The organism is Gilliamella bombi (assembly GCF_900103255.1).
GTDB lineage: Bacteria > Pseudomonadota > Gammaproteobacteria > Enterobacterales > Orbaceae > Gilliamella > Gilliamella bombi.
In genome coordinates this window covers 57,674-82,227 of the sequence record NZ_FMWS01000037.1, presented here as the reverse complement: position 1 = coordinate 82,227, position 24,554 = coordinate 57,674, and the positions used below count along the sequence as shown (strand labels likewise).

16 protein-coding genes and 1 CRISPR repeat array are annotated in these 24,554 nt (G+C 35.1%); of the genes, 6 read left to right on the top strand and 10 right to left on the bottom strand.

The window, feature by feature from the left end:
• Positions 1–8: 8 nt before the first annotated feature.
• Genes B9N71_RS07665 through yejK form a run of 6 tightly spaced genes read right to left on the bottom strand, consistent with a single transcriptional unit; the run spans position 9 to position 10,599 of the window.
• On the bottom strand, positions 9–1,106 hold the full coding sequence (locus tag B9N71_RS07665) for an ATP-binding protein (protein WP_085165274.1): 1,098 nt from the start codon (positions 1,104–1,106) through the stop codon (positions 9–11).
• Positions 1,100–4,843, bottom strand: coding sequence for a DUF4132 domain-containing protein (locus B9N71_RS07660; protein ID WP_085165272.1), 3,744 nt, complete (start codon positions 4,841–4,843; stop codon positions 1,100–1,102). Before B9N71_RS07660 ends, B9N71_RS07665 begins: the two co-directional genes overlap by 7 nt.
• Positions 4,837–8,541 (bottom strand): DUF4132 domain-containing protein, encoded by a 3,705-nt coding sequence (locus B9N71_RS07655; protein ID WP_167370076.1) that lies wholly within the window; start codon positions 8,539–8,541, stop codon positions 4,837–4,839. Before B9N71_RS07655 ends, B9N71_RS07660 begins: the two co-directional genes overlap by 7 nt.
• Positions 8,538–8,675: a hypothetical protein gene (locus tag B9N71_RS13020; RefSeq protein WP_167370075.1), complete on the bottom strand. Its 138-nt coding sequence runs from the start codon at positions 8,673–8,675 to the stop codon at positions 8,538–8,540. The genes B9N71_RS07655 and B9N71_RS13020 overlap by 4 nt, the downstream gene beginning before the upstream one ends.
• Positions 8,676–8,709: 34 nt before the next feature.
• Entirely contained in the window at positions 8,710–9,552 is an 843-nt protein-coding gene (gene nfo / locus B9N71_RS07650; RefSeq protein WP_085165268.1) for a deoxyribonuclease IV, read from the bottom strand.
• Positions 9,553–9,594: 42 nt separating this feature from the next.
• Positions 9,595–10,599, bottom strand: a complete 1,005-nt coding sequence (gene yejK / locus B9N71_RS07645) for a nucleoid-associated protein YejK (RefSeq protein WP_085165266.1) — start codon at positions 10,597–10,599, stop codon at positions 9,595–9,597.
• 397 nt (positions 10,600–10,996) lie between these two features.
• On the opposite strand from yejK, the gene B9N71_RS07640 reads away from it, so the two are divergent.
• Complete coding sequence (locus tag B9N71_RS07640; protein ID WP_085165264.1) at positions 10,997–12,382, top strand: MATE family efflux transporter; 1,386 nt, start codon at positions 10,997–10,999, stop codon at positions 12,380–12,382.
• An 85-nt stretch (positions 12,383–12,467) separates the two neighbouring features.
• Here B9N71_RS07640 and B9N71_RS07635 read toward each other — a convergent pair whose 3' ends face one another.
• From B9N71_RS07635 to B9N71_RS07625, 3 genes are all read right to left on the bottom strand, one after another.
• Complete coding sequence (locus tag B9N71_RS07635; RefSeq protein WP_085165263.1) at positions 12,468–12,935, bottom strand: tetratricopeptide repeat protein; 468 nt, start codon at positions 12,933–12,935, stop codon at positions 12,468–12,470.
• Positions 12,936–13,080: 145 nt separating this feature from the next.
• Positions 13,081–13,980, bottom strand: a complete 900-nt coding sequence (locus B9N71_RS07630; protein ID WP_085165261.1) for a DMT family transporter — start codon at positions 13,978–13,980, stop codon at positions 13,081–13,083.
• 11 nt (positions 13,981–13,991) lie between these two features.
• Positions 13,992–14,858 (bottom strand): YicC/YloC family endoribonuclease, encoded by an 867-nt coding sequence (locus B9N71_RS07625; protein ID WP_065589924.1) that lies wholly within the window; start codon positions 14,856–14,858, stop codon positions 13,992–13,994.
• Between the two features lie 161 nt (positions 14,859–15,019).
• On the opposite strand from B9N71_RS07625, the gene rph reads away from it, so the two are divergent.
• The 3 genes from rph (at position 15,020) to B9N71_RS07610 (ending at position 18,462) form a co-directional block, all read left to right on the top strand.
• The gene (gene rph / locus B9N71_RS07620; protein WP_065561348.1) at positions 15,020–15,736 is read left to right on the top strand and encodes a ribonuclease PH; all 717 of its coding nucleotides are present in this window, start codon (positions 15,020–15,022) and stop codon (positions 15,734–15,736) included.
• Positions 15,737–15,749: 13 nt separating this feature from the next.
• Positions 15,750–16,397 carry an orotate phosphoribosyltransferase gene (gene pyrE / locus B9N71_RS07615; protein WP_065574840.1) on the top strand — a complete coding sequence of 216 codons (648 nt, stop codon included), beginning with the start codon at positions 15,750–15,752 and terminating at the stop codon, positions 16,395–16,397.
• Positions 16,398–16,677: 280 nt separating this feature from the next.
• Positions 16,678–18,462, top strand: a complete 1,785-nt coding sequence (locus tag B9N71_RS07610; protein WP_065589926.1) for a DUF262 domain-containing protein — start codon at positions 16,678–16,680, stop codon at positions 18,460–18,462.
• Between the two features lie 350 nt (positions 18,463–18,812).
• Here B9N71_RS07610 and B9N71_RS07605 read toward each other — a convergent pair whose 3' ends face one another.
• Complete coding sequence (locus tag B9N71_RS07605; protein ID WP_208610469.1) at positions 18,813–19,745, bottom strand: hypothetical protein; 933 nt, start codon at positions 19,743–19,745, stop codon at positions 18,813–18,815.
• Positions 19,746–20,350: 605 nt separating this feature from the next.
• Positions 20,351–21,459: direct repeats of the CRISPR family, unit length 28 nt; unit sequence TTTCTAAACTGCCTACACGGCAGTGAAC.
• Positions 21,460–21,843: 384 nt separating this feature from the next.
• Between B9N71_RS07605 and B9N71_RS07600 the strand changes: the two genes are divergently transcribed.
• Positions 21,844–23,385: a type I restriction-modification system subunit M gene (locus tag B9N71_RS07600; protein ID WP_085165315.1), complete on the top strand. Its 1,542-nt coding sequence runs from the start codon at positions 21,844–21,846 to the stop codon at positions 23,383–23,385.
• Positions 23,382–24,554 (top strand): restriction endonuclease subunit S, encoded by a 1,173-nt coding sequence (locus B9N71_RS07595; RefSeq protein ID WP_085165256.1) that lies wholly within the window; start codon positions 23,382–23,384, stop codon positions 24,552–24,554. The genes B9N71_RS07600 and B9N71_RS07595 overlap by 4 nt, the downstream gene beginning before the upstream one ends.

Sequence of the window (24,554 nt, the reverse complement as noted above, 5' to 3'; positions counted from 1 at the left end):
TCTATTTATTATTTCCAGAATTTTTTAGACACCTGGTAGAATGAATGCCATACTGATGAGTTTTTGGCTCTTTCTCGCACCACATTATCCATATAAAATTGAATTCGTTTAATATCATCAGCATTGTCTTTTAAAACTACACCAATAAGCTGTTTAGCAATATGTCCACCCTCAAGGGTGCCCTCATCAAAATAATAGGCATCTAATGCTGAGGCATAAACAATATTGACAGCTTCTGCTGTTGACATCACCGCATCAGGTGTTTTCAGATTAGTGCCTGCTTGTGTTTGCCCCTGTCTTAACTCTTGAAACGTTGTTACTAATAGTTCAATGACATCGACTGGAATAATGATCTGCGATTTTAGTTCACCTAATTCCTGGTTAAGTTGCATTTGAATTAATTCTATTTCAAAGTTTTTATCAGTAATTGGGTTAACGGTTTCAAAATTAAAGCGACGTTTTAATGCAGCCGACATCTCATGTACACCGCGATCTTTTAAATTTGCCGTACCAATAAGATTAAAACCTGGTCGAGCGCTAATTTTAGCATGCTGTCCCATTTCTGGAATCATCATTTGCTTTTCTGACATCAATGACACAAGTACGTCTTGAATTTCAGGAGGACAACGTGTTATTTCTTCAAAGCGCACAATTTTACCTTGCTGCATACCGTGGTAAATTGGCGAACCAACTAATGCTCGTTCAGTTGGTCCTTCTGCTAATAATAAAGCATAATTCCAAGAATATCTGATATGATCCTCATTTGTCCCTGCCGTACCTTGAATAGTTAGGTTTGAATCACCACTGATTGCTGCAGCTAGCAGTTCAGATAACATCGATTTAGCTGTACCTGGTTCGCCAACTAACATTAAACCTTGTTTACCAAGCAAAGAGACAATCGCTCGATCAACAAGAGGATCGTCACCAAAAAATTTGCGGCTGATGCCAACCTCTTCATTGCCTAAAATAAACGTTCGTACCGATTTTGGTGATAATTGCCAACCTTGAGGTTTATTGTTATTATTATCCAATTTCAGCAACTTATTTAACTCTTTAGCATAACGTTGTTCTGCACTTAAGCGAATGGCTTGTGTTTGTTTTACCATAACCCTTTCTTCTCCCACTCTGGATCAAAACCGCTTGAGGCATTAGCAACAGCCATATAATCAGCATAAGCTTCTGCTAGTAATACTGGCGGCACATCGTTAATATCAATTGCATTACCGTTTTTCCCTTGCTTTTTACTAAAATATAGATTGTAAAGTACAACGGGAATATTCTCTTCTGGCACATAGCTACCACTAAATTCAATATTGATATAAAGCTCAAGTTCACTAAAATATTTATAATAGCCATAAAAGCAAGCACCGTCTTCAATGTCTTCTCGCTTATATCCTTGTTTAATTAATATATTTCGTATTGTAAAACTATCTGTTAGCCACCCTTTACGATCATCAATAATATTTTCTTCAACATGGCTAACATCAGGCAACGAATGGTTAAATTGTGTAAGTAGTAGCGAAACTTTGTAATCTGTAAGATGTTTTTGCCATGTTTTCACAACTTCTTCAGTTAACAATGCACTATGTGCAACAGTAATATAGTTTAGTTTGTTAAGCGCAATCTCGTCATCGTTTAAATCAATTAAACTGCCATCTTCGGTTGGACGAAAACTCTTTATAATTACCCCTGATTCATTCACTTCGAGCCATACTAAATGTTGAATTAATCGATTCATAATGGGATGGTTATAGAGATATTCTTGCCACTCTAAAACAGACCAACGTCGTTGCAAACACATAGCTTCGTATAGCCGCATTATTTGTAATTCAATTAATTGTTTCAGCTCTTTTTTACTATTATTAAATTGTTTTTTTGCTTCTTTAACTAGTGTTTCATCTTCAGATTTTCTTGCTTCGGGGAGTGTTTTAATTTCTTTACCTTCGGCGTTTTTTAATACAAATTTAAATTTATCATCTAATGTGGCTGTAAAAATTCGCTCACCATAATCAAGGCTCAGTACGCCCAATTCATCTAAACCTGCTGTTGGAATGGTGCGATCAGCCAGTTCATCAGCCGTCCACTGTTTTTGCTCAGCAATTTGGTTAATCAATAATTTTGCTTTTTTTTGCACGGACGGCGTTCGATAACGACGTGCAATTGATAATAAAAATTGAATAATAAGCGGATCATCACTAACGGCTATTGATTCAAGCATGGCTTCAATTTGTCCACGCCTGATTTGATAGTTTTTAATATAGTTTTTTATTATCGATACGGCAGTATTACCTTGTATGCCTCCAATTAGTGATAATATCCCCTTTGATTTAATAGCTGAACCAATCACACGGGAAAGCACTTCTTGCTTTATCATTTCGAAAGCTTCGCTTAAAGTCATATTTTCATATTGACCATAATACTCGGGATAACGCTTTGCATAATTTAAATAATCTTTCAAACGCTGTTTTGCATTTAAGTTTGCCTCTATTTCGGCTTCTTCAAGTGTTGGCGTTAGTGTGTCTTGCTTAATAAAAGCCTGTAAAATAAATACACCTAATTCGTGTTGACTTTTGATGCTTAAAAGTCGGGTATAAATGATTAATAATGGATTAGCAGGCTCTTTTAATTTTATCGCAAGCCAAATCCACCAAGTGATAATTTGAGGGTCAACCACCTTACCATTTTGCCAAGTTAATGCTGGAATTAAGCTTTCATCAAGCCATTTGGCATCTGCTGGCTTTTTGCCTGTTAAGCCTTTTTGTGCATCATCTAATAATTTTGTTGGCGTTAAATATTGGTTTATATTTTTACCTAAACTTTCAAGCGCAGCTAATAATGTTGCTTGTACAGATTCAGATTTCTCTTTGTTTAGCGCATTATTCAGTGCCTTAATTGATGATTTCTGTCCTAATTTTACCAACCACTTGGCAGCTAAAATACGCTGAGCTTGTTTGGTTGATATTAATGCCTCTTCCACTCGGTAATGAATATCAGGCAACATACTCAATGCTTTTTGTGCTAATAAACGTAATGATTGAGTTTCACCTAATGCCAGTTCAAGTAAATAAGTCACATATTTAGCTAGTAACTTCGGGAAAAAAGTTAATATTTTTATCCCTCGTTCTTTCTCAAAAAAATAATCACTGTTTTGCGGTTCTTGATTTGGCAATAGTCCTAATGCTTCATCAAGATAAACGGAATTTTCGGCAAAAAATGGCCAAACTAAATTAGGATCGACCTCAGCAGTGGTTTCATAATAATAATTCATTAAAAATGCGGCAGCGATGGTACGTTTCGCATCTGGCACATAATCTATTTTATTCATGACTTCAACTAACTGGCGTAAATCAGTACGTAACAAGATTTCATGATGAGAAAAACTTAAACCTAAATAAAAGGAATTAGGCTGATGATGACAAATTTTTTCCGCACGTAATAAGTGGTAAAGATTAAATTCAGGTAACGATGGCAAGCGCCCTTTATTCAAAATAACATCATAAATTAATTTATTTTTTATATCCGCCTGTTTGATATCACCTTTACCATTTAAACAATCAAAAATCGCATCTAAATCAGTAACAGTAATTGTTTTTAATTGCGCATAACGCTGTTGTTCAGATGTAATTTTGTAACCATATTCTTGGTTATATTGAATTTCCTGTTCTGCTTTCTTTTGCTGTTGGACTAATATTTCTTGGTAGTTTTGTTGCAAAATATCTCGCGCTTTAGAAGGTAAATTAACTTCAACGATCGATTCAAAAGGAGGAATAATTAATCCGATTTCTTGCTGTTTAGCATCCTCATTGACACTTAATCGTGATAAAGCCCCTTCGATGGTTTTTATTACGGTTTTATTCGTCTGACGGGTTAATGCTTCTTCTAAAATCTTGCGATTAACAGATAATCTAACTAATAAGTTTATCGCACGGCAACGTTGCTTAGGCGTTCCTTGATCTAATAAAGCTTGTAATTCAGCTTGTATTATGTCAATAGGTAAACTTAGTAACAAGGTTGTTGCTAACTCACTGATTGCTTTTATATTACTTGTTGATTGTTTTACAAGCAAATCAATCACATCTTGTTTAAGTTTGTCTTGATTAGCAATATATTGTAATTGCTGTAATTGACCAGCTCTAGATAGCCCCTGTTCAGGCAAGGTTTTAAACCATTCAAGATGTTCATAAATATAGGGCAATAAACCATTAATCATAAACACATAATAAAAACACTTTAAATAAGATTCTGGTGTTTGTTGACGGTCAAAAATAGCAAATAATAGTTGTTTCCCTAGCCCTTTTTGTTCTATTTCGAGCAATTGATGTAATTGTTGAACAGACCAATTTTGACGTTCAAGAATAATTTTTTCAGCACTTTGATTATAGCTAAACAAAGTTGAAACCAATCCATCTAAAAATAGATATAAAAACCATAATGGTAAATTTGGCGTGATCACATCAATATTTTTTTGTTCTGAATAAATGCGACTTTGCTGCATATTTTCAATATAGGTTGCTGCCAATACCTTACCAAAACGGATAATCTGTTCTGGCGTATAGTTATCCGTCCATTGTTGATAAAATAGCGCTCTTGCTTTTATTGGTTGTTTTTTCTCAGTGGAATAATAAATGATATTAGTCGCACCTGGAAAGCCTAGGCGCCCATAAACTCGCTTTGCACTATTATACGTTTGTGATAATTGATTTAAATCCTCTAAAACTAGAGGATCTTGACCTTGTAAAATATATTTACAAATGCGCTCAGGAATCAATTTATCTAACCCCCGCAAAATCTCAAAACACGCTAATAAATTGCGCTCATTATTGTCAACAGTATCCTTTACCATATTAATTTATCTTCCCAATCAGGATCAAAGCCACTACACGCATTTGCAACCGCCATATAGTTAGCATAACCTTCAGCGAGTAACACTGGAGGCAATTTATCGAGAGCTATTGGTCTATCTTTTAAACCTGGCTTTTTACTAAAATAGAGGTCAAAAAGAGCAACAGGGATATTTTCTTCTGGTACCATGCTGCCACTAAATTCAATATTAATATACAGGTTAAGACTAGCAAAATACTTATAATAACCATAAAAACAACCTGCATCTTCAACATTGTCACGCTTATAATCCAATTTGGTTAAGATTCCACGTATCGTGAAACTGTCAGTTAACCAACCTAAACGTTCATCAATAATGTCATCTTTAACTTTACTTATATCTGGTAATGAGTGAGTCAATTGATCAAATAGCTCGGGGACTTTGTAATCTTTAAGATGATCTTGCCATTTTACTGTGATAGCACTTGGCAACACTGCAGAGTGGGCAAGGGCAATGCGATTACCTTCATTTAGTTCTATTTCTTCATCTTCAGTTGTAATTAAGCTACCATCCTCAGTTGGTCTAAAGCTGTTTAATATCTGTCCATTTTCATCTAATTCAAGCCAGATTAAACGTTGAATAAGCCGTCCTACGATAGGATGTGGCTGTAAGTATTTTTGCCAATCCTCTACTCGCCATTGACGCTGTGTACACATAGCTTCATAAAAGCGGGTAATTTGCATATTAAGCAATTGCGTTAGTTCTTTTTTACTGTTGGAAAACTGTTTTTTTGCCTCTTTCACTAAGGCTTGATCTTCGCTTTTTCGGGCTTCTGGTAAGGATTTAATTTCGTTACCATCTGCATTTTTTAAATGCCATTTAAACTTATCATCAAAAGTAGCCGTAAATGTGCGTTCACCATAATCAAGGGTTAACACACCATTATCATCTAGCCCTGCGGTAGATATGGTGCGATCAGCTAGTTCATCAGTAGTCCAGCCATTGCGTTCTGCAATACTTTCTACCAATAAGCGGGCTTTTTCTTGTACAGATGCAGCACGATAACGGCGGGCAAGCGATAGCAAGAGTTGCGTGATCAACGGATCATCACTTTGAGCAAGCGGTTCAAGCATCGCTTCAATTTGCGCTCGTCGTTGTTGATGATCTTTCATAAAACTACGTAATAACGAAACTGCAATGTGACCTTTAATACCACTGGTTAATGCTAATAATCCTTTCGCTTTAATGGCTGAACCAAGATAGACTGCCAAAGCCTCTTTTTTTATCTCTTCAAATACTTGTTCAAAAGTAATATTGGCATAACTAGGGTAGTATTGAGGGTGTTGCTGGTAGTAGCCAATATATCGCTGCAATCGCTTATCGGCTAATGAATTGGCTTTTGCTTCGGCATCTTCCACCGTTGGCATTCGCGTATCTTGCTTAATAAAGCTTTGTAAAATAAATTCGCCTAATTGCTGTTGGCTTTGCTGACTTAATAAGCGACTATAAATAATTAACAATGGATTAGCTGGATCTTTTAACTTGACCGCTAACCACGCCCACCATTCAATAATTTGAGGATCAACTACATCACCATTTTTCCATGTTAATGGCGGAATTAGATTTTTATCAAACCAGTCAAAATCAGCAGGTTTTTTACCTTTTAAGCCTTTTTGTGCATCGGTTAATAGTTTTTTAACGGTTAGATGTTGACTAATATCTTCGCCTAATTTTTCTAAAGCGACTAATAAAACAGCTTGTACAGTTTCGCGTTTTTCTTTTTTTAAGGCATTATTTAATGCTTTAATTGAAGATTTTTGTCCTAACTCTGCTAACCAATTAGCGGCGGCAATTCGCACCTCTTGCTTTGCTGATGTTAAAGCTTGTTCAACTTGGCAATGAATATTAGTAATCACACTTAAAGCGTTTTGTGCGGCATAGCGTACTTGTTTACTTTCGCCCAAAGCTAATTCAAATAGATAAGCAACATATTTAGTTGGAATATTTGGGAAAGTTTGTAATATTTTAATGGTACTTTCTACATCAACATTAAGATAAGACAAGGCTTCTTGTTTGGGAGCAAAACCTAAGGCCTCATCAAGCAAAAATTCGTTTTCAGCAAAAAATGGCCATAATTTGTGTGGTTCATTTTCATAGACATCGTGATAGGTATCTTTGGTTAAAAATGGCACAGCAACGACATAGGGCACATGCTGAGAATAATTGAGTTTTACTAATACATCTGCAATTTGTCTAAGATCTAATTTTTTTATAAATTCATTTTTTTCAAATAATCTTTCGAAATAATAAACGCCTGTATCTTTATCAGCTAATTGAGTCACTCGTAATAGATGAAAAAGCGTAAATTCAGGTAGATTCTGTAACCTTTTTTTGGCTAATAAAAATTTAATATCGATATTTTTATTGATTTTTTTGAGTAACGCCGAATATTCAATCTTACCATTTAAATAGTGATAGACATCATCTAAATCCTGTGAGGTAATCGTTTTTAACGTTTTATAGTATTTTCTTGCCCAATTATATGGAAGGTTATATTTTTTGTTATCTTCAACTTCTTTTTGTGCCGCTTTTTCACTTTCTATTAAATGTTCTTCATAATTTTGCTGCAAAATATCACGAGCAATAATGGGTAAATCAACATCATCGATTGGCTCAAAATCAGGAATTATCAAAGTTGCTTGTTGTTCGGCTGTATTTGCACTTTCAAGTCGTGATAAAGCACTTTCTATCGCAGCAATGACCGTTTTGTTAGTTTCGTTAGCTAAGGCTTGTTGTAAGATTGTCGGATCAGAGGATATTCTAGCCTGTAATGCGGCAGCATGACTACGCTGCTTAACTGTGCCAGCAGTTAACAAACGTTGTAAATGGGGCTTTACTATTTCGACAGGGGAACTAAGTAACATTTCAGTTGCTAGCTGATTGACTTGTTTGGAGCTATTTAATGACTGCACAGCAATAAAATCAATCAGTGGCATTTGTAGTTCAGGATGCTTTCGAATATATTTTAATTGTTCGACTTGCCCTAATATCGCAATATCTTGATTCGGTAATTGTTTGAATAATTCGATATGCTCAATAACATAAGGTAATAGACCATTAATCATAAAGAAATATTGAAAACAGCCGCTATATGTAATATTTTGGCGGTCAAAAATAGCAAATAATAACTTTTTACCTAATCCTGATTCCTCAATCTCTAACAACTGATGCAATTGTTTAATTGACCAATTTTTTCGCTCATCAATCCGCTCTTCATTGTTACAACAAATCGGTAACGTAGTAATCAATCCATCATATAACAGGTATAGAAACCAAGAGGGTAACTCTGGAGTAATAAGTTTAATAAAACGTAAATTACCACATAACGCCGTTAAAACTCGTGCAAAACGGATTATCTGTTCAAAAGTATAATCATCAGTCCACCGCTGATAAAAAGCCATTCTTGCCTTTTCGGATGAATTGGGTTCGTCACAAATATTTGTATAATGAAGGTCACAAGGTCTTCGAAGTAACTCATAAAGTTTAGTAGCCGTGTTTGAAGACTGACACAATTGATTTAAATCAACTAATACATTTAGTTCATCACCCTGTAAGATATATTGAGTAATGCGCGTTGGCATGGTTTTATCCAGTTCTTTTACTGGGTCAAATATAGTGGTAATTAATTGTTGTGATGATAATTCATTTATTTTTTTCATATTCCTTTCTTCTCCCATTCTGGATCAAATCCGCTACATGCCTTAGCAACAGCCATATAATCAGCATAACTTTCTGCTAGTAACACACGAGGATCTTTGCTAATTTCAATTGTGTTATTTTTAATTGTATCCACATCACCGATAACAAAAGGTGTAACGCTTTAATAACTATTGACATTGCTCCTTTAGCCAGTTTATTTCTTGCGTCCAAATATCAGGATCAATGGTTTCTAAGATAAGAGGAATTTCGTCAATTCTTGGATCTTGCATAATATATTTAAATGCTACTTCACCAATATTGCCTTTGCCTAAACTGTGATGGCGATCGACATGGCTAGCAAATTCGCTTTTAGCATCGTTTAAGTGCATACCTCTTAAGTATTGAAAACCAACGATTTTTTCGAACTCAGCAAAAGTTTCTTGGCAAGCTTGTTCGGTACGTAAATCGTAACCAGCGGCAAAAGCGTGGCAAGTGTCAATGCAAACTCCAACTCGACTTTTGTCTTCGACTTGGTCAATGATTTGCGCAAGATGTTCAAATTTATAGCCTAAGTTAGAGCCTTGTCCAGCCGTATTTTCAATAACAGCAACCACATTTTGTGTTTTGTCGAGCGTAATGTTTATCGATTCGGCAATGCGTGCTAGGCATTCATCAACCGATATTTGTTTTAGATCGCTTCCGGGGTGAAAATTGAGTAATGTTAATCCTAATTGTTCACAACGTTGCATTTCGTCTAAAAAAGCAGTGCGTGATTTTTCAAGCTGTTCACTATCGGGGTGTCCTAAATTAATAAGGTAACTATCGTGTGGCAAAATTTGTTTGCTGGTAAAACCATATTTTTCGCAGCGTTTTTTAAAGCTGTCGATGGTGGCTGTTTCAAGCGGTTTGGCGTGCCATTGTCGTTGATTTTTGGTAAATAACGCAAATGCGGTTGCGCCAATTTGATAGGCATTTATCGGGGCGTTATCTACCCCACCTGCTGCGCTTACATGTGCACCAATGTATTTCATTTTTTGTCCTAATAACGTTGTTAGTTTATGATTAGCGGATAATTAGTTCGAGCCGCTATTGCGTTGTAGCTGATCACGCAAATTAGGCGGTACACCTTTAATAACCAGTGAGTCAGTCTGTGGATCCCATTTTATACGTTCACCTAACAAATTTGAATCGAAGCTTAAGGTTAATCCGCCACCGCTGCCCGAGAATTTTTTAAGTTGGCGCAATGCACTACGATCAACGGGGAATGTGTCTTCTAAATCGTATTCACTATTTTTGACAAATTCAATAAAGTTGTTATCGTCACTTGTTGGTAGTTCGTTGGCTAGATTTTTTAGTTCAATTTCTTCACCAGCTTGTAATTGAGCTTGACAGTAATTGTAGACGCTTTCACGTGCGTTGGTTTTGTCTTGTTTGTCAAATTGCATTTCTTGGCAGTAATCATCTACCGCTTTAACCAGTGTTTTGTTTTGTGCTTTCGCATCTAATCCTTCATTAGCACCTAGGTAGTCCATAAAAAAGTCAGATACTTTTCGCCCTACTCGTCCTTTTAAAAAGGTTAAATATCGTTTTGAGTCGGTTTGGGTTTCCCATTCGGTCATGTCTATACGGGCAATAATATCGGCATGGTCAATGTCTAGATATTGCGTTTCGCTAATATCTAAGTCTTCATTAACTAACATACTTAAACAACTATTTAACACCGCAATAATTAAGTATTCAACCGCCAAATAACGATATTGGCAAAACACCACCGTTCCTCCTTCTGCAAAAGGATATTTGGCAAGTTCGTTGCGTAGTTGTTTGGTTGATTCTTGGCTGAAATGTAAAAAATCTTGATTGCCTAGCCGTAGTTCTTTTAGTGATTGTTCAAATAAGCTTTCGCTATTAAATAATCCATAGGCTTTGCTTTTGTTATTATAGATGCGGTTGATATCTTCAATTAGATTAACAACCGCTTGCTCGTTGTCGAGCATTGAGTCACGAAGTTGTAGTTCAATTTCGGTGTCGCTTTTTCTGATTAATTTATGCAGTATGATCTTTTCTATTTGTACGCTCATTGGTGAGGTTCCTATTGGATCGCTATAATCATTAAGGACATTATTTTATCAAAGCGCTGAAAAAGTGCTATTAACAATTTGCCAGTCTGTTAAACTAGCACAGTTAAATTGCATAAATCTATACTGAAACGTATAGTTACCTGAAACTTTTTGACAAGATTTAACTACACGTAAGCGCAGTTGCGATAGCAAGGTTTAGATAATCGCTATCAGTTATAATCATTAAAATTAAGAAATAAGTAAAAATCGAAAACTGAATTTATTATTTTGCTAATATACCTAACAAGCAATTTGGGGGTATCATTATCAATGTAAAATAATGATTATGCTTTTTATACTGAAACGTATAGTTACCTGAAACTTCTTTACAATATTTATCAACGGAAAATTAAAAGCAATGGCTCACTCTATTGATGTTTATAATGATTTTAAAAATAAAAAAATCAGTGCACTATTTTGGCAATATGCGCTGCCAGCAGTGATTGGAACGATTGTTAATACACTTTATAATATTATTGATGGCATTTTTATTGGCCATTGGATCGGGCGCGAGGCGTTAAGTGCTGCTGGTCTTATTTTACCTGTGATGAATTTAGCAGCGGCAATTGGTATGTTAGTTGGAATCGGTTCGGCCAGTCGGATTTCAATTTTTTTAGGTCGTGGTGAAAACGACAAGGCCGAAAAAGTCGCTGGTACGTCGTTTATGCTAACTGCAGTACTGAGTGGTTTTACGCTGTCAATGCTGCTTATTTTTATTGATCCCGTGTTACGTTTTGTCGGTTCTAGCCCTGTTAACCATGTTTATGCTAGAGAGTTTTTAGAGATTTTTCTACCTGGTAGTATCTTTTTAACCCTCACTTTTAACTACAACAATATGATGCGTGCAAGTGGTTACCCTTTTAAAGCCATGGTAACTATGTTTGTCAGTGTGATTGCTAATATTATTTTAGCGCCAATTTTTATTATTGGTTTAGGCTGGGGGATGCGTGGAGCTGCAATGGCAACAACGTTGTCGATGATGATTAGCTTTGTGTTTGTTATGCAACATTTTTTAAATAAGAATAGTAATATTAAGCTTTATCGTCGTAATTTTAAGTTGGACTTTTCAATTGCAAAATCGGTTATATCAATCGGTTTATCGCCTTTTTCAATGCAAATGGCGGCATCAATCGTTGTAGTGTTTATTAACTGGCAACTTAATCGTTATGCTCCACTTGCTAATGTGTCGGGCGATGATTCAATTGCTGCTTTTTCTAATGCTAACCGGCTTATTACTTTAGTGATTATGATTGTCATTGGTATCAACCAAGGTATGCAACCTATTATTGGTTATAATTATGGTGCTAAAAATTATGATCGCGTTAAAAAGACTTTCTTTTATGCTGTGAAAGTAGCAACGGTTGTAACTTCGCTCGGTTTTGTATTAGGATTTTTTATTCCAGATATGTTGGTGCGAGCTTTTAGTTCCGAGGAAGATTTAGTGCAACTTTCGGCTATTGCATTACGATTTACTACACTCTCTTTTATTTTTGTTGGCTTTCAAATGGTTACCACTAGCTTTTTCCAATGTATTGGTATGGCAAAAATTTCGATTTTATTAAGTCTTTCAAGGCAAATTTTGATTTTGTTACCAGCACTTTATATTTTACCATTATTTTTGGGTTTTGATGGTGTTTGGGCTGCTGCCCCAACGGCCGATCTGTTATCAACAGGTACAGCTTGCCTTGTGCTTTATTGGTATTTTAAATCACTCAAAGCAAGATCCCACATAACAACTAATTAAAATTATTTCAATATAAAATTAGAAAAGGGGGATATTTTCCCCTTTGCATTTAATTAAATTTTATTAGTAGTGTGGCCAAAAATTTTTAGTTACAAATTTGATGTTGAACTCCATTTTTACAAGCTTTTTTGTACCATTCCTCCGCTTTTTGAATGTCTTTTTTAACACAATATCCCTTAGAATACATCCAGCCTATATTCCATTGTGCTTCGGTATGGTCATTCTGTTCAGCAGCATTTTCAAGCCAATATTTAGCTAAACTATAATCTTGATCAACTACTTCACCTTTATAATATAAGCTAGCGATATTAGACATAGCATATACAATACCTTGTGCCGCAGCTTTTTCGTACCACTCTATTGCTTTTTGCGCATCTTTTGTGACAGAAATACCATAAAGGTACCTAACGCCAAGATAAAATTGTGCTTCTGGATTATTTTCTTCTGCCGCTTTTTTGTATAATTCGTCAAAACTCAAATCTCGAAAATTTTGAGCATAAGATGGGTTTGAGAAACATATGAACAATAAAAATAATGCAACTAATTTTTTCACGTTATATTGCTTATTAGTAAAACTTAATGAAGTTAAAATATATATTTTAATTTATTATAAACTAAAATTACTGAACTATTTTTAGTAATATCACAATAAAACAAAAGTCTATTAATTCCGTTCAGTATTTCGTATTGTAGCCTTATTATGTCGAAGCCGATAAGTTTGTAATACTCGATAAGGTCACAAAAATAAGACACATAAAAATCAATATAACCCCAAACCACCCAACTAATGACATTTGTTCACCAATAATTAACATCGCTAATATGGCCGCAATAACTGGTTCTAACAAGCTAATAGTAATAGCTGAGCTGGCTGATATTTTAGATAAACCATAGCCATAAAATAAATACCCAAGAAACATGGGAATCAATGCCATATAAACGCAAACGGCCATATTGGTTAATGAGTCAAACAATGCAGATCCTGTAAGTAGCATAACAGGTATGAGTAAGATGCCACCACAACCAAAAGTCGCGCCCATGGCCGATTTTGTTGCGATACCTTTTAACATTAATTGCCGTGCAGACCATGAATACAAGGCATAAGTGAATCCAGCGATTAAGCCTAGCAAAATGCCAATAGTGATATGATCATATTGATTTGTAGTGGAGTTATTTTCTGAAAAGGCAAGTAAAATTATTCCCAAAATACCACAGCTAGCTCCCATTAACCATTGTTTAGTTAGCCGAAAATCACTGCTAATATATTCAATAATGGCTGAAAGAATCGGCGCAGAGCCAATAGAGACCACCGTTCCTATTGTCACGCCAGACAACCGCATCGAGCTATAAAAAGCTAAAGGGTAAATCATTACCGCAATGGCACCAACAATAAGAAAACCAAAATGTTTGGTTAACAAATGACGATCTTTGATTATTTTGGATATCGCCAATGTACATTGTAAAATGCCACCAATGCCCATTGCTAACGAGCCAATAAGTAAAGGTGAAAGCGAGGGAGCAAATGTAGCTGCTGTGCCCGTTGTCCCCCATAAAACAGATGCTAATATGACAGCTAAAATACCAAGTACTTTATTCATTAGATAGGTGATTACTCAATATTTTGTACTTGCTCACGAATTTGTTCTATAAGTACCTTCAATTCAATTGCACTGGCTGTCACTTCAGCATTAATTGATTTAGAGGCAATAGTGTTAGTTTCTCGATTAAACTCTTGCATCATAAAATCCAATCGACGACCTATGGCTTCGTTTTTCTTTAAAATCGAATAAGTTTCTTTAACATGTGTCATTAGACGATCAAGCTCTTCGGCAACATCAATTCGCTGGGCAACCATCACTATTTCTTGCTCTAGGCGAGAATGATCCAGTTCAATATTAGCTTCAGCCAATTTACTTTTTAAACGTTCTTTTTGCCATTCAAGTATTTGCGGCATCCAATTACGAATCTTATCCACTTCTACGGTAATGGCTTCTAAACGTTTAACAATTAAATCACTAAGCGCTTTACCTTCACGTTCTCGAACAGCTTTAAACTCGTCGATAGCTGTATCAAGTAACGCTAGGATTTCTTGTGATATGCTGTCAAGATTTTGTTCTTTTGCCGACAATACGCCTGGCCAACGAAGTACATCAATCGGGTTAACTTGTCCTGATTGATGCTCTGTTTGAACCCAGTTTGCGGCATTTAAAATTTGCTTAGCAAGATCTTTATTTAACGAAAGTTCTTGATTTTGCGCTGCAGGATCTAATTCAAAACGTAAATTACATTCGATTTTACCACGAGTTAGACGATTACGGAGTCGTTCACGTATCATCGGTTCAAGTGAACGAAACTGTTCTGGTAGGCGGATATAGGTTTCTAAATAACGTTGATTAACTGATCGGAGTTCCCATGAGGCGGTTCCCCAAGATTGATTTAACTCCTTTCTGGCATAGGCGGTCATACTGGAAATCATAATTGCTTCCTAAATTTGTAAAAAACTTGCTGGGCATTGTACCACATATTCTGTATAATATGCTCTTAGCTTAGGCTAAACATCAACCTTATCTTGTTGATGTCCCCCTAAATAATTAGCTCAAAAAAGATATTTTTTAATTGTAACATCTGGAGAATTGCATGCGCCCGTCAGGTCGATCTGCGGAACAAGTCCGCCCTATCAAAATAACCCGTCATTATACTAAGCATGCAGAAGGTTCTGTATTAGTTGAGTTTGGTGAAACTAAAGTACTTTGTAATGCCACTATTGATGAAGGTGTGCCACGTTTTTTAAAGGGTCAAAACCAAGGTTGGGTAACTGCTGAGTATGGAATGCTACCTCGTGCAACCCATTCACGAACTCAACGCGAAGCGGCTAAAGGTAAACAAACCGGTCGCACTATGGAGATTCAACGCCTTATTGCTCGTTCACTACGTGCAATGATCGACCTTAATTTATTAGGTGAATATACTATCACGTTAGATTGCGATGTTATTCAAGCAGATGGTGGTACCCGAACTGCGTCAATTACTGGTGCTTGTGTAGCACTAAATGATGCAATCAACAAAATGGTTGCAGATGGTAAAATTAAGCAAAATCCAATTAAATCATTAGTTGCTGCTGTTTCTGTCGGTATTGTCGATGGCCAAGCAGTGTGTGACTTAGAATACATAGAAGATTCAAACGCTGAAACCGATATGAATGTTGTTATGACTGACGATGGTCGTATGATTGAAGTGCAAGGCACTGCTGAAGGCGAACCTTTTAGTCATGACGAATTATTAAAACTGTTAGAGCTAGCAAAAAATGGCATCAAAACTATTATTGATGCACAAAAACAGGCCTTAAAAGATTAATTGGAGAGGATCGATGAAATCATATAAAAGTGAATTTATTGAATTTGCATTAAATAGGCAAGCATTAAAGTTTGGTGAATTCACCTTGAAATCGGGACGCAAAAGTCCCTATTTCTTTAATGCAGGATTATTTAATACAGGTAAAGATCTGGCTTTATTAGGTCGTTTTTATGCAGCCGCACTGATGGATGCTAATTTAGAGTACGATGTCATTTTTGGTCCAGCCTATAAAGGTATCCCTATTGTTTCATCAACCGTTGTTGCACTATCTGAACATCATAATGTTGACATTCCTTACTGCTTTAACCGTAAAGAAGCAAAAGATCATGGCGAAGGCGGTAATTTAGTAGGTAGTTCGATCTATCAACAACGCGTTATGTTGGTCGATGATGTTATTACTGCCGGAACTGCTATTCGTGAATCGATGAAAATATTAGCAGATAACCAATCTAAACTTGCTGGCGTACTTATTTGTCTAGATCGTCAAGAAAAAGGTCGTGGTGAACTGTCAGCAATTCAAGAAATTAAACAAACTTATCATTGCAATGTAATTTCAATTATTACGCTTGATGATTTAATCCAGTACCTCTATAAAGATCCAGCTCGAAAAGATCAAGTAACGCAAGTTGAAGCTTATCGGTCTGAATTTGGGATAAAGTAATAACAAATTACTTTTCTATATTTATAAAAACTAAAGCCTCGAAAGAGGCTTTAGTTTTTCATGTTTTATCTAGAAATTTTTATTATCAGTAAGATAAATTCCACAATAAAATAATTGCTTTTATTTTTTAAGATTTAATCATCATATCAAGCCTTTTAAATTTTATTTATATTATTAATCATGATAATTAATTTATATGAAACAAGTAAATTGCTAGAATAATAACTAATAATCAAATGTTTTCAAATTAAATTAAATAGAAATATAAGTAGGTATAAATATGGAAGAATCTTTTAAACCCCGTAGTTTATCGATTAGTGAATTATTTGGTGATACAAAAAATCTTTATAAAATACCAAAGTATCAAAGACCTTATAAATGGGAAAGTGAACAAGTTGAACAGTTATGGGACGATATTTTAGAATCATATGAAAATGACGTACCAAATTACTTTCTTGGCTCTGTTATTACAGCAAATTCTTATGATGAACCTAATTCCCCTTATATTGATGTTGTCGATGGACAACAAAGATTAACAACGTTAATGATACTATTTTGCGTTATACGTGATTATTTTCCGAATCTTAATCTACATGATAATTTAAATCCCCTTTCTGTAAACATTGATATTATCCGTTCTGCAATAATCTTTAATAGCCGAGCTTCACGTTTAAGATTACACACTCATAGCTCTCATCAATCTGATTTTGAAGCGTATATTTTAAACGAGGGAGCAACAAAAATATTGCCGCCTCCATATAAATATCAAATTAAAAATGATCAAGAACCCAAATTTAAATTTATTAATACCGCACTAATTTTTAAAGAGAAATTAAATTCTTTACCTGAAAATAAACTTGGAGAGTTAATTAATTACTTGTTTTACCAAGTTAAAATTATACGTATCGATTGTACCAGTCGTGATTTTGCTATTAAATTGTTTCAGGTGCTCAATAATAGAGGTTTAGATTTAACTTCTGCTGACTTAATAAAAAGTTTTTTATTAGAAAAGCTTTATAAAAAATATAAAGATGATTTAGCCACTTCAAAATTAAAAGAAGATAGTTTTATGTCTGATTGGCGTGAAATGGAGCAGCTCATTAAACAATGTGACGATATAAGTTTAAATGATTTGTTTATTATTTACGCACATTATTTATTAGGCTCAAATCAAAAAAAATCATTCACTGAAGAGCTACAAAACTTATTCGAAAATCAAGATCCTAATCAAGTCATAGCCTCATTAAAACAATTTGTTATTAATTATTACGAAAAAATATATTGTTCAAAAGATAAAAATATTTATTCATTCCAATATTTGAGATGGAGTAATTATTGGAAAGCGATATTAATGACAGCCATTACAACAAATTATAAAGATTTTGATGAATTAGTTTTTGAACTAAGACGCTTTTATTATTTATATTGGATTGCGGGAAAAACATTATCCCAAGTAAAGCAGACTTCTTTTAATGTCATTAAAGCACTGAAAGAAAAAAAACATATCAATTATTTAAAAGCAATCTTTTCAAATAAGTTAAATTCCGAAAAGATTTATGAATTAGCGATATCTCAGCTAACTTCTAATATGGTTGATAAAGAAGCATGGATTAAACCTCTTTTGATTTTAATTGAGTATGATCTAACCGATCAATCTAATCCTATTTTATTAAAACTTAATAATGATTTGCACCTTGAACATATATTACCTAAAAAATATAAGACTATTGCAGAATGGAATCATATCACCGAAGAAGTAAAAAACAGATGGTTACATAGTATTGCTAATTTGACACTATTAAGCGGTAAAAAAAACATTGATGCTAGTAATAATCCTTTCAATGTCAAAATGATCGTATATCAGGGTAATCATACTAATAACACGACTGCATTTCGCCTTTCTCAAAAAGTATTAGATGATTTTAATCAAAAAACATTTAATCAACAATGGCATGAAGATGCATTAAAAGATCGTTATAATTGGATACTTGCACGATTAGAAAAATTATTAGCTATAGATTTTACATTAGTAAAGCAGATAGATACCCCAAAAATGGCAAAATAATGATCAATCAACTAATATGATGTGTAGGAATCAATTGTTGGTTATAGGAAATAGTCAGTTAAACTACTGTAATAAACTTTCATAAAATAAAATTAACGCCGTATCAACAACAAGTGATATGGCGTTAATATCATAAAGAAAATTATTATCAATTTGAATAAACGTATTACGGCCATTCATTCAACCGTTTGTAATACAAAAAGACTTCATGAAGCACTAACTCTCCCTGACATATCTTTATATATTTCTAAACTGCCTACACGGCGGTAAACAATTTTATGATAGTTAAAGTATCAAAATAGGAATTTCTAAATATTGGCCTCGGCGACCTAAGGACTAGGAAATAAGGACTAAGGTCTGAGGTCCGAGACGCAAACAACATAAAAGCTGCCCATTGAGCTGCCCGTCCTAATATCGCCATAGGCCGAGTCCACAACGTACATGAAGGAAGTATTCTTATCATTTTCATCCTCGCTCGACAAGTGGTAGTTGAAGCCAAAGTCGGCACCTTTGTAGAAGTCCACGACGCCCCACTCGGAAAAAAAGCCGGCATCAATATGACGCATGTAATTATTATATGGTGAAGATGGGCTAGCACCTACAACAGGAGGAAGAAGACCTCCGTTAACATTAACCGCGTTGGTTAAATCTCTGACCCTTGGCATATGGTAGCCTATATTATGACACCATATTAACATATCATAATACAAGCTCTTATCACCCCGATGGATGAACCACTGCTTCAACACAAATCCATATTTTACTACCTCAACGCCATATATATCTCTACCCACTAACTCAAACGTTTGCGGTAATCTTGGCTTAACTACACTAGGTTTAGGATTGTCCCATCGATATCTTGCCACTGGACCTGTTAACTTAACACGTGCTACCCACTCTTTACAATCCTCATAAGGAATCCAACTGTCACAAACTACATCATTTGTCACTGTTGCTGTAATTCCCTCATGCGTGACCGGTTCCCATGTCAAGTCTCTCACATCTATTCCTGTTATAAGTAAATCAAAATATAAATTATGCGCTCCTGTAGTCGGGAAATTTAAATTGTATGATTCAGGATTGATTGATTGAACTAAAAAGCCCTTCTTAGGATTCCATATGTCAGCTAGGCCTGCGTATTTATCTTTACCCAAAATTAGATTCGGTCTTACATAATTGATAACTGGCTGCGACAGTTGTAGCATTATTGCATCACTACGATTACCCGTTCGAACCTTTTTGCCATTCGCCTGTACATTCCATAAAGAAGACAATAATAACAATACCAATACTAACGGAACTTTTCGGAATAATTTTGATAATAATTTGAAAAATAACTTTGAAGATATAAACGTGGCGGGGTTAAAAATCCAACTAGTGTGTTTATCTGATAAATTTAAGACATAGGTTTGCCAGTGCTGGTGTCTGGTGTCTGGTGTCTAAAATGATAATGCATTACGGTTCACCCGTCAAGTAAATTAATGATTTATTTTAATTTTTATATTTATTTGATTGTTTAATAAACTATTCCTTTAAGGAGGTTAAAGCATAGCCATTTTAAAAAAACTTGGCTAGTTTTTTATGCAATTTTTTAATTAGAATACGGTGTTAGGTTTTGTAAGTCTTAACTTTTGTGGAAATAATGAATATTGGTGATAATTTCTAAACCAAGGAATTAGTGAATTACCTAACAACCAATGAACATATAATCCTTACCATGTTATGGGATGTATTACGCCCATAAAATCGTTTAGGTAGCGTATTGATTTTATTTAATTTTTTATTTTCATTAAAATCAACCAGTTATACAGAAATTTCTATTTTTTATACAAAATACCGCCTACACGGCAGTGAACTGATGTGCGGAATGGCTGAAGATGATTATAACTTTCTAAACTGCCTACACGGCAGTGAACGCTAATGTGAATGGCAATTTCTTTACCGGGTGTTTCTAAACTGCCTACACGGCAGTGAACCTGGAGGTTTAGTAACATCAATAACAATTAGATTTCTAAACTGCCTACACGGCAGTGAACTTATTGGGCTGATGATAGAACGCTAGACGTTGTTTCTAAACTGCCTACACGGCAGTGAACCACTCAAGAAAAGGAAAAGAAGTTAAATCATCTTTCTAAACTGCCTACACGGCAGTGAACGAGCTAGCGCATTAATAGCTTTTTTAGCCGCATTTCTAAACTGCCTACACGGCAGTGAACCATTATGTTCACTAGTTAAATCTCCATATGGTTTTCTAAACTGCCTACACGGCAGTGAACGGCAACATATGGACATACCCAGCCGATCATAGTTTCTAAACTGCCTACACGGCAGTGAACGTAAAGCTTTTTCAGCTATCAGAGATCAAATATTTCTAAACTGCCTACACGGCAGTGAACGTTTGGTAGTCTTTTCTAGCCGCTGTATTGATTTTCTAAACTGCCTACACGGCAGTGAACTCCGAGCATTTTGATTCTAAATAATCGGCCACTTTCTAAACTGCCTACACGGCAGTGAACCAAATAGAAAAAAGCTACTGGTGTTTAACTGATTTCTAAACTGCCTACACGGCAGTGAACTTCATCAGCTTGGAAAAATGCCATGTCAATCTTTTCTAAACTGCCTACACGGCAGTGAACCTGAAAAAGAGATGGAATACCTTTCTGAAACATTTCTAAACTGCCTACACGGCAGTGAACAGTTTCGTGTAATGCCCAAGCAAAAGCGATAGTTTCTAAACTGCCTACACGGCAGTGAACTTGATGACTATAACAAAACTGGTAAAACAACTTTTCTAAACTGCCTACACGGCAGTGAACCAGCGGGAACAACGTCAACAGTGTCAGTTAAATTTCTAAACTGCCTACACGGCAGTGAACCGAATTGGTGTACTATGATTATGACTTTGAATTTTCTAAACTGCCTACACGGCAGTGAACTTTTGAATTGTTTTGTCATGATTGATGCTCGGTTTTCTAAACTGCCTACACGGCAGTGAACTAGAAGCTAATATACTATCAATATAGTATGTAAAAAGGCAAATAGGTATTTAGGTTTTAAAAACCCTTTTTTTAGAGATAAATTTAATTTATTGATTTTATTGACTTTTAAAATATAGCTAAAAAAAGGGTTTTGTTTTTAGATTTTGTTGCTTTGTTATTTTTTAAGATTTCCCAACCTTAAAGTTCAAAATACCCATTGGCTGAGTTTTTAATAAACACCCCAGATGGAAAAATAACAACAAATCAGCTATGCTATAACACCTATAACAGGTAGCTATAAAATGACTAATATGAAAGTAAAAATCAGTTACTTTCTAATTAGGCAGCACCTATTTTTTATTTAGGAATTTTGAAAAATATGACATCTAGTAACGCTAAATCAATTACCGAAACGCAACAACGCGATCAACTACAACGACAAATTTGGAAAATTGCCGACGAAGTCCGTGGAGCTGTCGATGGTTGGGATTTTAAACAATATGTACTTGGTTCTTTGTTTTATCGCTTTATTAGTGAGAATTTTGCCAATTATATTGAAGGTGGCGATGAGAGTATCGATTACAGCACATTATCCGACGATGTCATTATCGATGAAATAAAAAAAGACGCAATAAAAACCAAAGGCTATTTTATTTATCCTAGCCAATTATTTTGTAAAATTGTAGCTGAAGCTAATACCAATCCAAGTTTAAATACTGACTTGGCAAATATTTTTAATGCGATTGAAAGCTCAGCCAATGGTTACCCTTCAGAAAGCGATATTAAAGGATTATTTGCCGATTTTGATACTACCAGTAACCGATTAGGTAATACAGTTGCCGATAAAAACAAACGGTTAGCGGCAGTACTTAATGGTGTGGCCGAACTGGATTTTGGTGATTTTGCAGACAATCAAATCGATCTGTTTGGCGATGCTTATGAGTATTTGATTTCTAATTATGCCTCGAATGCTGGTAAATCAGGAGGCGAGTTTTTTACGCCACCGAATGTGTCCAAGCTGATCTCGCAATTAGCCTTACATAATCAAAAAAAGGTCAATAAAATCTATGATCCAGCGGCAGGATCAGGCTCTTTATTGTTACAAGCGAAAAAACAGTTTGACGAACATATTATTGAGGATGGGTTCTTCGGTCAAGAAATCAATCATACTACCTATAACCTTGCTCGAATGAATATGTTTTTACACAATATCAACTATGATAAATTTGAAATTGCTTTAGGGGACACGCTACTTAATCCAAAATTTGGCGACGAAAAGCCATTTGATGCAATCGTTTCTAATCCACCTTATTCAATTAAATGGATTGGTAGTGATGATCCAACCTTAATCAATGATGACCGCTATGCACCTGCTGGCGTGCTAGCACCAAAATCCAAAGCCGATTTTGCCTTTATTATGCATGCACTAAGTTACCTGTCCGAGTGTGGGCGAGCTGCAATTGTTACCTTTCCGGGGATATTTTATCGAGGTGGTGCGGAACAAAAAATTCGCAAATATTTGGTGGATAATGATTTTGTTGAAACCGTAATCTCGCTCGCACCAAACTTATTTTATGGCACATCGATTGCGGTTAATATTTTGGTGCTTGCCAAAAATAAAACCGTCAAAACAACACAATTTATTGATGCTAGTAAACTGTTTAAAAAAGAGACCAATAATAATGTGCTCACTGATGAACATATTCAAGAAATTATGCAAGTATTTGCTAGCAAGCAAGATATCGAATATTTTGCTAAATCAGTTGATAATCAAACCATTGCGCAAAATGACTATAATTTATCAGTCAGTTCGTATGTTGAAGCCGAAGATACCCGTGAAGTGATTGATATCACCCAGATTAATGCTGAAATAAAAGATACCGTAGCTAAAATTGATAGCTTACGATCCCAAATTGACGCAATTGTGGCGGAGATTGAGGGATGATTATGCGTAATAATATAACTGAGTTATTAAAAGGTGTTGAGGTTGAGTGGAAGACGCTGGGGGAAGTGGCAGAAGTTGGAACAGGTAATGCAAATAGACAGGATGAAGATGAACATGGACAATATCCATTTTATGTTCGTTCCAAAAACATATTAAAATCAAAAAAATTTCAGTTTGATGAAACCGCAATAGTCATTCCAGGAGAAGGTGGCATTGGCGATATTTTCCATTATATTGAGGGGAAGTATGCATTACATCAAAGAGCATACAGAATTCATGTATTTTCAAATAAACTAAATACAAAATATTTATATTATTTAATGTGTGATAAATTTAAACAATATATTTTGACTAAATGTGTTGGCGCTACCTCTATTTCAATCAGAAAACCAATGCTTGAACAATTTCAGATCCCTATCCCCACTCTACACGTTCAAACTGCAATAGTCTGTATTTTGGACACATTCACAGCTCTCACAGCAGAGCTCACAGCAGAGCTCACAGCAGAGCTTACTACACGGAAAAAACAATACAACTATTATCGGGATAAATTATTGAGTTTTAAAGAGGATGAAGTTGAGTGGAAGGCTTTAGAAAATATAACTTTACCAACAAGCAATATAAAATGGAAAGAAACAGATCGTGCTTACAAATATATTGATTTAACCTCTGTTAGTCGTGAAACTAAATCAATTATTGGAACAACTGAAATAACAGCTATAAATGCACCAAGTAGAGCACAAAAAATTGTTGAAGAAAATGATGTTATTTTTGCAACGACTCGTCCAACACTGCAAAGATTCACATTAATAGAGAAAGAGTTTTCGGAGAACATTGCAAGCACAGGCTATTGTGTTTTAAGAGCAAATCGTAATTATATTCTACCTAAATGGATTTACTACAATATTTCATCTACACGATTTAATAATTATGTTAATGAAAACCAAAGTGGTACTGCATATCCTTCAATTTCAGATGTAAAAGTAAAGCAGTTTAAAATCCCAATTCCCCCACTCAAGGAACAAGCCCGTATTGTCGAAATCCTAGACAAATTCGATGCGCTAACAAATTCCATTACAGAGGGTTTACCACGTGAAATTGAATTACGTCAAAAACAATATGAGTATTATCGGAATTTGTTATTAGACTTTCCGAAAGTGCAAGAATAA